The sequence below is a fragment of the Mesorhizobium sp. M7A.F.Ca.US.005.03.1.1 genome (genome assembly GCF_003997975.1).
GTDB lineage: Bacteria > Pseudomonadota > Alphaproteobacteria > Rhizobiales > Rhizobiaceae > Mesorhizobium > Mesorhizobium ciceri.
The window spans coordinates 6539-17434 of record NZ_RZRO01000122.1; the positions used below are offsets into that span (position 1 = coordinate 6539).

Here is a 10896-nt window from a genome sequence, read left to right on the forward strand (position 1 = left end):
TGATCGAGCCCTGCGCCTCAAGCACCGCGCGGGAAACAATGTTTTCCGAGGCGATCAGCTCGATCTCGTGGCGCTGGCGGCCGAGTTCGTTGCGGATGGCGCCGAAAATCTCCGGATCGGCGTCGGCCAGCGTGGTTTCGAAGAAGGATTCGAATTTGTTCGACACTGCCGCTGCTGTTGCCATGGCCTGAAATCCTCGGGGTTCGGGGGCAATTTTGTTTATGCATGTCGTTGCCCAAACCGCTGTACACTTTTGGGCAACCTGCACGCGGCGCCATTAACACAGTTGTTTCCGCCCCGCCACGTTTGCCACGCGAAATTTGCTGGCCGGATTGCGCCAGCCAGGCCCGCGCGTCGTTATTTCCTCGCCTTCCGGCCCCTCAGCAATGCCTCGGTGAGCGTGATCTCGGTAAACAGCGCCTGCGACGTATGGTCGTTGATCTCGCCGCTGCGAAACATGGCGCGCACGGCTTCGCGCTCGGCTTCGATGCCCGCAAATCTCAATTCGAGCTCCAGCCTTCCGGCTTCACGCGCCTCGGCGCGGGCCTCATCGGCTTCGTCCGAGGCGGCGATGCGGCGCCGGTACCCGGCGACGATGCTGTCGGCGGCGGCAAGCCTGGCGCCGGGCACCTCGCCTCCCTCATCATCTGCGGCTCCGGCGATGCTCTCGATGCGCGCGATTGCCGCCTTGGCGGCGCCGACACGCGCCAGCCGCTCCTCGGCGGCGCCGGCATCCTCACCCGGCTCGACCAGCCCCCTGGCGATCGTCGGCAGAGCGAGACTGGCGAAGACCAGCGAACAGATGATGACGCCGGCGGCCAGGAAAATGACCAGATCGCGTGCCGGGAACGGCGAGCCGTCCGGCATGGCGAGCGGCAGCGACAATATGCCGGCCAGCGTGATGGCGCCGCGCACGCCGGCCACCGAACCGGCGAGCCGCACGCGCAACCCGAACGGCTCCACCTTGCGCTTGCCCAGACGTGCGGCGATGCCGGCTGCGAGATCGCCTACCCATATCCACAGGAAGCGCAACGCGATCAGGCACAGCGTCAGCGCCACGACGGTCGCGATCGGCTGGATAATCGGGTGCAGGCTCATGAGTTCCGGCGGCACATGGCGGATGATGTCGGGAAGCTGCAGGCCGAGCACGATGAAGAGAGCACCGTTGAAAACGAAGGAAAGCGTCGTCCACAGCGACATCGTCTGCATGCGGGCCGAGACGCCGAGGAAGCGAAACACGCCGGAGCCGCCGGTGAGCAGGCCGGCGGTAACAGCCGCCAGAATACCGGACGCTCCGACATGCTCGGCGCCGAGATAGGCGATGAAGGGCAGCAGAACCATCACCAGCACCTGCGCTTCGGCCGGCACGCCGCCGATCCGGTTGAGCAATTGCAGCAGCTTGGCGGCAACGAACAGTGCCGCGACGCCGATCAGGATGCCAATCGCCACGGCATAGAGAAAACTGAGCGAAGCCGCGGCAAGGGAAAAGCTGCCGGTCAGCACTGCTGCGACGGCGAAGCGGAACATGACGAGGCCTGAAGCGTCGTTGAGCAGCGACTCGCCTTCGAGAATGTGCATCAGCCGCGCCGGGACGACATTCCTGTCGACGATCGAGGACACGGCCACCGCGTCGGTCGGCGACAGCACCGCGGCAAGCGCAAAAGCGACCACCAGAGGGATGCTCGGCACTAGCCAATGCAAGGCGTAGCCGAAGCCGACGATGGTGAAGAAGACCAGCCCTATGGCCAGATCCAGGATCGGTCCGCGCAGCGCCATCAGTTCACGCTTCGGTGCGCCATAGGCATCGCCGAACAGCAGCGGCGGAATGAACACCAGCAGGAACAGTTCCGGATTGATCTCGACATGGATGCCGCGCACCGGCCAGGCGAGCGCGGCACCGATCGCAATCTGCAGCACCGGCAACGGCACCCGCACCAGGCGAACCAGCGCGCCGGAAAGCGCCACGAAGACGAGCACGACCAGAATGAAGACAGCGACTTCCATGGTCCGGTTCCAGGCTTTCCCGCCGACCATGCGCAAAGCCGGCCGATCCGTCCAGCCGCCCTCCCGTGAAAAACGCCGCGGCACCCAATCAATGAAAAAGGCCGCCCTGAGAGGCGGCCTTTTTAAATAGAAATCAAATATTTAAAGCGCGGACGTGATCTGCAGCTCGTTGTTGCCATCAAGCGCGTAGACGTCGTCGCGGAACTGCACCACGCCCGGACCGGTCGACCAGGCCGAGAGATAGAGGAAGTGGACCGGCACCGGATTGGTGACCTGGATCGGCGTGTTTTCACCGGTCTTGATCGCCGCCTCGAAATGCTGGCGGTCCCAGCCGGGCGTGTCGCGCAGGATCCAGGTGACGAGGTCGCGCACATTCTGCACGCGCACGCAGCCCGAGGAATCGAAACGCAACATCTTGCCGAACAGGCTCTGCTGCGGCGTGTCGTGCATGTAGACGCCGTCAGGGCTCGGGAAATTGATCTTCACCGAAGCCATGGCGTTTTCCGAGCCGGGATCCTGGCGGAACCGGTACTTGGCGGCGTCGTCGGTCGACCAGTCCACATTCATCGGATCGACTTCGCTGCCATCGGGCGCGAACAGGCGGATGTGGCTGTTCTTGAGATAATCGGGATTTTTCCGCATCAGCGGAATGATGTCCTTGCGCACGATCGAGACCGGCGCGTTCCAGTATGGATTGACGATGATCTCGGTGATCTTGGAATTGACGATCGGCGTCTGGCGATCGATCTTGCCGACGATCGCGGTGTGGCGAAGCACGACGCGGTCGTTCTCGACCGCTTCGACCTGGGCTGCCGGAATGTCGACCAGCACGTAGCGGCTGCCCAGCGTGCCGGCCTTCTCGCGCAGCCGCTGCAGATTGGTCTGCAACTGGCCAAGCCGGATCTGCGCCGAAACGTTCATCGCCGCATAGGTGTATTTGCCCATCGAGCCATCAGCCGGCAGGCCGTGACGCAGTTGGAAGCGCTTGACTGCCGAGTCGACATAGGAATCGAAAGCCGTCGAAATGCCGGCGCTCTGCGACAGGTCGCCGGAAACCATCAGCCGCTTGCGCAACGGCACCACATCGGGATCATCGACGCCAAGCTGCAGCTTCTTGGTCGCGGGAACCTCGACCCAGCCACCCTGCCCGACAATGTTCTGGTATTGCCCGACCGCCTGTTCCGTGAAGGCAACGGTCTGCGGGCTGAAGATCGGCAGCGTCGAGGCCACCTTGCCACCCTCGCTGGCGCGGGCGTCGAACTGGTCGTCCCAATTGCCGCGCGCCGAGGATTTCAGGATATCACCGATCACATCCTGCGCATTGGCGCCGCCGGCGACCACCGCGGCTGCGAGCGCGGAGGCTCCGGACAGGAAAAAACGACGGCTGGTTTTCATGGACGTTCCAGACATTGGTAGCAGTTCGATCACTTGCTGCGTTGATCACCGGGCGATCTCGCCCGCACTGTAAAATTGGCAATCTTAACAATTAGCCAACCATGGTCCGTATCAGCTTGGTGTGACAATGCACAGGCGCGATACGGGCTGCGGGTGAACGCATGGCCTTCACCACAGCATCACTGCCATTCTCGGTTCCATTGGAATATGGCGGCAACGTGGCCTTGCGGCCAAATCCGACCGGCCAGCATTCCGAAAAGAACGGACCGTGCTTTTTGGGTATCGATCGGCGATCGACCACGCGGTGCAATGACCAGCCAAATCAAAGAAAGGCCGATGCCTCTCGGCACCGGCCCTGACTGAAGGTCGATATTTCGGCCGCGCTTCTGTGGCGCGGGCCGGATCCGATGCGGCGGATGTCTTACATCCTTACATCCGGTAGGCGATGGTGTCGTTCCAGAAGCGGTCGAGCCGCTGCAAAGCGCGGTTCATCTGCTTGAACTCATCGGTGTTGATGCCGCCGACCTGTTCGATCGAGCCGACATGACGCTCATAGAGGCCGGCGACGACCTCGGCCACCTCATTGCCCTTCGGCGTCAGCGAGACACGGACCGAACGGCGGTCGATGCGCGAGCGCTGATGGTTGATGAAGCCGAGATCGACCAGCTTCTTCAGATTGTAGGAGACGTTCGAGCCGAGATAGTAGCCACGCGAGCGCAGCTCGCCGGCGGTCAGTTCGGAATTGCCGATGTTGAACAGCAGCAGTGCCTGGATGGCATTGATGTCGGAACGGCCGTTGCGGTCGAATTCGTCTTTGATCACATCAAGCAGGCGGCGGTGCAGCCGTTCAACAAGCTGCAGCGATTCCATGTACAGGGAACGGATAGCCTCACGGCGATCGTCGGATACGTTGGCGGTCTTCGCCGCCGGACGCGAATTGATCATTGTCTTTGCCTCTCGTTTGTCGCCCTGGTGATTTTTTGTTTTTCACCTTGATCGCGACACTATCGAATACTCATAAAATTCGACTTAAACGCTAGGGCTAACAAGAGCTTACCGGTAAGGGGTTTCGGAAGAGGCTTAACGAACGGTCACCCGAGCAAGGATAATTAACCTAAAGATTTCGGCAACGATTGCAGGGCTCATTCGAGGCGACAGCCGGGCCGCCAATGGGTTCACGGCTTAGTGGCGGACCGGGCGCTTCTGCAGGTAGATGACGACGCGAAAGACGATATAGAGCACCGCCACCGCCGCATGCGAGACGACAATCAGCAAGCGGTGGCCGAACAACTCGGGAAAGCCGGCGTACATGACCGTCTCGGTCACCGCGCAAATGAACCATATCACCGGGCCCCAGGACGCCAGCATCCACAGGCCGGCAGCGGCAAAGGGAAAGAACACGGCGAGCACCACCGCCGCGACCTGCCAGTGCACGGGCATCAGGTCGAAACGCCACAGTGTGCCCGGATAAAAGCCGATCAGCTTGATCCAGTAGAGAATGCCGAACAGCAGGCAGTAGCCCGATATGACGCGCTGGAACCAGGCGAAGATCACCTCCACCCCGGAGGGCTGCAGAACGATGCGCCTTGAGGTCACCTCGCTCATATCAGGAGTTCCCGTTCGCCGAGCGGAGCGAAATAGGCATCGACATCCGCTTCGCTGACCGCAGCGAGGCTTGCCGGCCGCCATTGCGGCTTCGAGCCCTTGTCGATGATGGCAGCGCGGATGCCTTCGTAGAAATCATGGCCGGCGAGCATCCGGTTGAGGATGCGGAACTCCATCTTCATGCAGGCTTCCATGGACAGCGTCAGTCCGGCGCTGATCTGCCGCCAGGCGACGCGCAGGCTAGTCGGCGAGCGGGTGCGGATCGTCGCCAGCGTCTTTGCCGCGAACTCATCGGCGGCGGCCGCACGCTCGAGGCTGTCGATGACGCGGTTCAGGGACGGTTGCGAAAAATGACGGACAATCGCCTCCAGCGTCGGCCTGTCGGTTTCTCGCCTTGCCTGCACGAAGAAGCCGCGCAGCACCGATTCCGGATCGCCGGTCAACGCCAGCCGGTCGAGGAAGCCAGCCTGGTCCTCGGCCTTGATGGTATGGGTGGCCAGCCCAGACCACAGCGCATCGCCATATCGAATGCGATTGCCGGTCAGCGCCAGATACATGCCGAAGGAGCCGCCGAGATCGGGCAGCAGGTGGCTGGCGCCAACATCCGGAAAGAAGCCGATGCCGACTTCCGGCATGGCAAACTGGGCATTCTCGGTCATCACCCGGTGCGAGCCGTGGAAGGAGATGCCGACGCCGCCACCCATGACGATACCGTCGATCAGGGCGACATAGGGCTTCTTGTAGCTGTTGATGCGGGCGTTGAGCCGGTATTCGTCGGCGAAGAACTCGACCGGCGGTTTTCCCGCCCGACCTGTCTCATAGACATGCAGGATATCGCCGCCGGCCGAAAAGGCCCTGCCCTCTGCCTTGACGACGATGACGTCGATGCCCTGGTCGGCCTCCCAGGCGGAAAGAGCGGCGTCGAGCGCCCCGATCATGCGGTGCGTCAAGGCATTGAGCGCCTGCGGCCGCGTCAAGGTGACGACGCCGGCCCGGCCCAGATGTTCGAAGCGGATCTCGTCGCCTCCGCCAAAATCCATCGTGAAAGAATCCCTCTCCCGGCCGCCGGGACTGAAGTGCTAAAGCGTGGCGCATGGGTGCGTCAATGGCGAGGACACCGGTGCAAGCTCTGGCCCGGACCAGGAGCCAGTGCTAAAAATGGAGCTGCAATACGGAAAACTGGGTAGAGTTCATTGCAGCGTACCTGGTGGGTCTTCGAACGGGACGATTGTTTATGACTCGATTTTCGCACCTTGCGCCGGTGGCAATCGGGCTGAGCCTCTGCTTGGCTGTTCACCCGGTCATGGCGGGGACTTTGGAAGACCTCTACAGCTCGCAGACCATCGTCAACGGCAAGTACGAGAAGAACCGCCAGTCCGGCTTCAAGCGCTGCCTCGACGCGGTTCTGGTGCGGGTTTCCGGCGATCAGCGCCTGCCGGCGAAACCTGAAATGACGGCATTGCGCGACAAAGCCGGCACCTTCGTCGCCAGTTTCCACTATCGCGACCGCATGGAAGGCATTCCCAACCATGACGACCAGGGCACGTACGATCGGCCTCATAATCTCTACTGCCAGTACAAGCCTGCTGACATCGACCCGGTGCTGGCTTCGCTCGGCAGCAGGCCGTGGCTGACCGAGCGGCCACGGCTGGCGGTGTTTTTGGCGACCGAGCGCGGAACAACGCATTACGCGCTCGATGCCGAGGACGACCGTGGCATGCTGATGCGCGAATCGTTCGGCAATGCCGCCGTACCGCTGGCCATGCAGGTGACTTTTCCCACGGTGGCGCAGCTGTCGCAGGCCGGATTGGACGATCAGGCGCTTCGCAATGCCGAGATGACGAAGCTCGACACACTGGCGAAGAGGGCCGGCGCCGACCAGGCGCTTTACGGCAGCCTCGTCTGGAGCGACAAGGAACTGGGCTGGATCGCCGACTGGCGGCTGGTCATGGCCGGCAAGACCTACGTCTGGCAGGTGCGCGGTGTCGGCTTCGACGAGGCTTTCCGTGTCGCCATCAGGGGCGCGGCACAGATTCTGTCAGGCAATGGGCAACCCGAATAGGCCTCGACCCGGTCGCTGGCACAATCGTGCCGCATTGGTCAGCGGCGGGAGCTCGTGGTAAAAGCCTGCCCGAACGAGAGTACTGGCGATGAACAAATTCACCCCCGCAAAGCCCGCCGGCGCGCGCGGCGTCGACGAGATCACCGGCAGCCGCCGTCTGCGCCGCATGCGCAAGGCCGACTGGTCGCGCCGTCTGGTGCAGGAGAACCGGCTCACGGTCGACGATTTGATCTGGCCGATCTTCGTCGTCGAGGGCAAGGGTATCCGCGAGCCTATCGCCGCCATGCCCGGCGTCTTCCGCCTGTCGATCGATCTCGCCGTCAAGGAGGCAGAGCGCGCGGCAAAACTCGGCATTCCCGCCCTCGCCACCTTCCCCAATGTGGACATCTCGCTGCGCGACCAGACCGGCTCGCACATCCTCGATCCCGACAATGTGATCAACCGCGCCACCCGTGCGATCAAGGATGCGGTACCGCAGATCGGCATCATCACCGACGCAGCGCTCGACCCATTCACCAGCCACGGCCATGACGGCATCCTGCGCGACGGCATCATCGTCAACGACGAGACAGTGGAACAGGTGACCGCCGCTGCAGTCATCCAGGCGGCCGCCGGCGCCGACATCATCGCACCGTCCGACATGATGGACGGTCGCATCGGCGCCATCCGCGACGCGCTCGATGCCAATGGTTTTCAGGACGTGGCGATCATGTCCTATGCGACCAAATTCGCCTCGGCCTTCTACGGACCCTATCGCGAGGCGGTGGGCACCGCCGGTCTGCTCAAGGGCGACAAGAAGACCTATTACATCGACCATGCCAATTCGGACGAGGCGGTGAGAGAGGCCGAACAGGACATCGCCGAGGGCGCCGACATGCTGATGGTCAAGCCCGGCCTGCCCTATCTCGACATCATCCGGCGGCTGAAGGACGAGTTCCAGATGCCGACCTTCGCCTACCAGGTGTCAGGCGAATATTCGATGATCAAGGCGGCAGGCGCCAATGGCTGGATCGACGGCGAGAAGGCAATGCTGGAATCGCTGCTCGCCTTCAAGCGCGCCGGCTGCGACGGCATCCTGACCTATTTCGCACCCGAAGTGGCGGAGATGTTGAAGGGGTAATTTCTCTTCGCGACGACGGCCGGTCGCGGCGAGCAATGGCGGCCAATCCGCTTCGACATCCATACCAATTTCCGGCTCTTGGCCGGGGAATCCATAGCGAGGGCCACTTGACCGTTGCGTGGGCTTCGTTTGAGCTTGAAAATACCGCTTGCAATTCACAATCGGTTTGTTACAAAAAACTGCTTGCAAAACACAATCGGTTATCGAGGAGGCTCGCATGTCCAAACTTCGCGTCAACGCTTTCACCCTATCGCTCGACGGCTATGGCGCCGGTCCCGATCAGGATCTGCAAAATCCGCTCGGCGTCGGTGGGGAATCCTTGCACAAGTGGTTTGTCGACACCCGCACCTTCCGCGAGATGGTGCTCGGACAAGATGGCGGCACCACCGACGTCAACGAGGCGTTCGCGGCGCGCAGCTTCGAAAATGTCGGCGCCTGGATCCTCGGCCGCAACATGTTCGGACCGATCCGCGGCGAATGGCCTGACGACAGCTGGAAAGGCTGGTGGGGCGACAACCCGCCCTATCATGTGCCGGTTTTCGTGCTGACCCATCACAAGCGGGAACCGATCACGATGGAGGGCGGCACCACTTTCCACTTCGTCATCGACGGCATCCATTCAGCTCTTGAACAGGCCAAGGCTGCCGCTGGCGGCAAGGATGTGCGGGTCGGCGGCGGCGTCGCCACCATACGGCAATATCTGCAGGAAAAACTGATCGACGAGATGCATCTGGCGATCGCGCCGGTGCTGCTGGGCACGGGCGAGAACCTTTTTGCCGGCCTGGACATGCTCAAGCTCGGCTATATCTGCAGCGAGCAGGTGGCGACCCCGCTCGCAACGCACGTCACCATCAAGCGGGCGTAAGGTGGAGAGCCAATCTCCCCCCTCGTGGGGGAGATCGCAGCTTCGTCTGCCTCAATACTTCTCCGGTACGTAGAGCTCGCGCGGCAGCACCTGGCGTTCGTATTCGGGGTTGAAGACGCGCTCCGGCAAAGTGATCTCCTCGTGCGGCACTTCCTCGTAAGGCAGCTGCTTGAGCAGATGGTCGATGCAGTTCAGCCGCGCGCGTTTCTTGTCGTTGCCCTCGACGATGAACCAGGGCGCTTCCGGGATGTTGGTGCGGGCGAAGGTCTCTTCCTTGGCCTTGGTGTACTGCTCCCAGCGCACGCGCGACTGCAGGTCCATCGGCGACAGTTTCCACTGTTTCATCGGATCGTGGATGCGCATCAGGAAGCGCATCTGCTGTTCCTCGTCGGTGATCGAGAACCAGTATTTGACCACGGTGATGCCCGAGCGGACCAGCATGCGCTCGAATTCCGGCACGTCGTGGAAGAATTCTTCGACCTGATCGGGCTGGGCAAAGCCCATCACCCGCTCGACGCCCGAGCGGTTGTACCATGAGCGGTCGAACAGCACGATCTCGCCGCCGGCCGGCAGATACGGGACATAGCGCTGGAAATACCATTGCGACTTTTCGCGCTCCGTCGGCGCCGGCAGTGCGACGACACGGCAGATGCGCGGGTTGAGGCGCTGGGTGATGCGTTTGATGACACCGCCCTTGCCGGCCGAATCGCGTCCCTCGAAGATCACCACCAGCTTCTTCTTGTGGTGGGCGACCCAGGACTGCAGCTTGATCAATTCGGACTGCAGGGTGATCAGGTCGCGAAAATACTGCATGCGATCGATCGAAGGCGGATGCGAGTTCTTGTAGATCTTGGCGATCTCCATCGACAGCGCCGGCTCCGACATTTCGAGCTCATAGTCTTCGTCAAGCGTGTCGGCGAGCTCGGCTTCAAGCCAATCCCTGGCCGGAGAATTCTGTTTTAGCTCGGTCATTATCGGCTGCTCCACTTGCAAGCTCTGTCGATCCACGTCCGGCGCCCCAAACTCCCGGCCTACAGCCCGGGAACGGCAACACCTGAGCCGACTTCCATATAGGCCTGCAATGACGGTTTTATTGCAGCGCGAGCATGGTCACCGCCGCCGTCGGTCCAGCCAGGCATGATCGATCCGCCGCGCTGGCATGGAGACACGTCGCCCAAATTGTCCTACAAATAGCGGCCACTTTCGGGCGCCCTCCCCAGCCCTTTCCCAATGCAATCGCGAGGACCGACATGGAATACCGCACCCTCGGCCGTTCCGGCCTGAAAGTATCGACACTGACCATGGGGACCATGACGTTCGGCGGCGCCGGTGCTTTTTCGGCGGTTGGCAAGACCGATCTCGACGAAGCGCGCCGGATGATCGATCTCTGTATCGACGCCGGCATCAATGTCATCGACACCGCCAATGTCTATTCGAACGGCATTTCCGAAGAAATCATCGGCGAAGCGCTCGGCGGCAAGCGCAAGGGCGACGTGCTGATCGCCTCCAAGGCACGGATGCGGATCGGCAAAGGTCCAAACGATGAAGGCCTGTCGCGCCATCACCTGATCCGGGAATGCGAGAAGAGCCTGAAGCGGCTCAAGACCGACGTCATCGACATCTATTTCCTGCACGAATGGGATGGCGTGACGCCGCTGGAGGAAACCATCGGCGCGCTCGACACGCTGGTTGCCCAGGGCAAGATCCGCTATGTCGGCTGCTCCAACTATTCCGGCTGGCAGGTGATGAAGGCGCTCGGCATCAGCGACAGCCGTCATCAGCCGCGCTTCATCACGCAGCAGATCCACTACACGCTGGAAGCGCGCGAAGCGGAGTACGAACTGC

The 10896-nt window shown here is 62.0% G+C and carries 10 protein-coding genes and 1 pseudogene; 4 read left to right on the forward strand and 7 right to left on the reverse strand.

The features are described from left to right. From glyA to EN990_RS31385, 6 genes and pseudogenes are all read right to left on the reverse strand, one after another. Positions 1 to 184 (reverse strand): annotated as a pseudogene (gene glyA, locus EN990_RS36380) (serine hydroxymethyltransferase); the annotation flags it as partial. Positions 185 to 357: 173 nt separating this feature from the next. After that, complete coding sequence (locus tag EN990_RS31365) at positions 358 to 2004, reverse strand: Na+/H+ antiporter (RefSeq protein ID WP_063171895.1); 1647 nt, start codon at positions 2002 to 2004, stop codon at positions 358 to 360. A 141-nt stretch (positions 2005 to 2145) separates the two neighbouring features. After that, the gene (locus EN990_RS31370) at positions 2146 to 3399 is read right to left on the reverse strand and encodes a L,D-transpeptidase family protein (RefSeq protein ID WP_013532254.1); all 1254 of its coding nucleotides are present in this window, start codon (positions 3397 to 3399) and stop codon (positions 2146 to 2148) included. A gap of 429 nt (positions 3400 to 3828) precedes the next feature. Continuing rightward, positions 3829 to 4344: a winged helix DNA-binding protein gene (locus tag EN990_RS31375; RefSeq protein ID WP_008875359.1), complete on the reverse strand. Its 516-nt coding sequence runs from the start codon at positions 4342 to 4344 to the stop codon at positions 3829 to 3831. Positions 4345 to 4581: 237 nt separating this feature from the next. Further along, on the reverse strand, positions 4582 to 5004 hold the full coding sequence (locus EN990_RS31380) for a DUF6163 family protein (RefSeq protein ID WP_013532255.1): 423 nt from the start codon (positions 5002 to 5004) through the stop codon (positions 4582 to 4584). Continuing rightward, positions 5001 to 6044 carry an enoyl-CoA hydratase/isomerase family protein gene (locus EN990_RS31385; protein ID WP_013532256.1) on the reverse strand — a complete coding sequence of 348 codons (1044 nt, stop codon included), beginning with the start codon at positions 6042 to 6044 and terminating at the stop codon, positions 5001 to 5003. The genes EN990_RS31380 and EN990_RS31385 overlap by 4 nt, the downstream gene beginning before the upstream one ends. Positions 6045 to 6238: 194 nt before the next feature. On the opposite strand from EN990_RS31385, the gene EN990_RS31390 reads away from it, so the two are divergent. The 3 genes from EN990_RS31390 (at position 6239) to EN990_RS31400 (ending at position 9051) form a co-directional block, all read left to right on the forward strand. Beyond that, on the forward strand, positions 6239 to 7066 hold the full coding sequence (locus EN990_RS31390) for a DUF2066 domain-containing protein (protein WP_127368486.1): 828 nt from the start codon (positions 6239 to 6241) through the stop codon (positions 7064 to 7066). 88 nt (positions 7067 to 7154) lie between these two features. Further along, entirely contained in the window at positions 7155 to 8186 is a 1032-nt protein-coding gene (gene hemB, locus EN990_RS31395) for a porphobilinogen synthase (protein WP_013532258.1), read from the forward strand. A 217-nt stretch (positions 8187 to 8403) separates the two neighbouring features. Continuing rightward, on the forward strand, positions 8404 to 9051 hold the full coding sequence (locus tag EN990_RS31400; protein ID WP_127368485.1) for a dihydrofolate reductase family protein: 648 nt from the start codon (positions 8404 to 8406) through the stop codon (positions 9049 to 9051). Between the two features lie 51 nt (positions 9052 to 9102). On the opposite strand, the gene ppk2 is transcribed toward EN990_RS31400, so the two are convergent. After that, on the reverse strand, positions 9103 to 10023 hold the full coding sequence (ppk2, locus tag EN990_RS31405; RefSeq protein WP_127368484.1) for a polyphosphate kinase 2: 921 nt from the start codon (positions 10021 to 10023) through the stop codon (positions 9103 to 9105). Positions 10024 to 10301: 278 nt separating this feature from the next. Here ppk2 and EN990_RS31410 point away from each other — a divergent pair. Beyond that, a partial coding sequence (locus EN990_RS31410; RefSeq protein ID WP_164766189.1) for an aldo/keto reductase occupies positions 10302 to 10896 on the forward strand: 595 nt, incomplete at its 3' end.

Coding starts and splice junctions, on each gene's coding strand:
- EN990_RS31390 (WP_127368486.1), top strand. CDS start 6,239: ATGACTCGATTTTCGCACCTTGCGCCGGTGGCAATCGGGCTGAGCCTC.
- EN990_RS31375 (WP_008875359.1), bottom strand. CDS start 4,344: ATGATCAATTCGCGTCCGGCGGCGAAGACCGCCAACGTATCCGACGAT.
- EN990_RS31365 (WP_063171895.1), bottom strand. CDS start 2,004: ATGGAAGTCGCTGTCTTCATTCTGGTCGTGCTCGTCTTCGTGGCGCTT.
- EN990_RS31380 (WP_013532255.1), bottom strand. CDS start 5,004: ATGAGCGAGGTGACCTCAAGGCGCATCGTTCTGCAGCCCTCCGGGGTG.
- hemB (WP_013532258.1), top strand. CDS start 7,155: ATGAACAAATTCACCCCCGCAAAGCCCGCCGGCGCGCGCGGCGTCGAC.
- EN990_RS31385 (WP_013532256.1), bottom strand. CDS start 6,044: ATGGATTTTGGCGGAGGCGACGAGATCCGCTTCGAACATCTGGGCCGG.
- EN990_RS31370 (WP_013532254.1), bottom strand. CDS start 3,399: ATGAAAACCAGCCGTCGTTTTTTCCTGTCCGGAGCCTCCGCGCTCGCA.
- ppk2 (WP_127368484.1), bottom strand. CDS start 10,023: ATGACCGAGCTAAAACAGAATTCTCCGGCCAGGGATTGGCTTGAAGCC.
- EN990_RS31400 (WP_127368485.1), top strand. CDS start 8,404: ATGTCCAAACTTCGCGTCAACGCTTTCACCCTATCGCTCGACGGCTAT.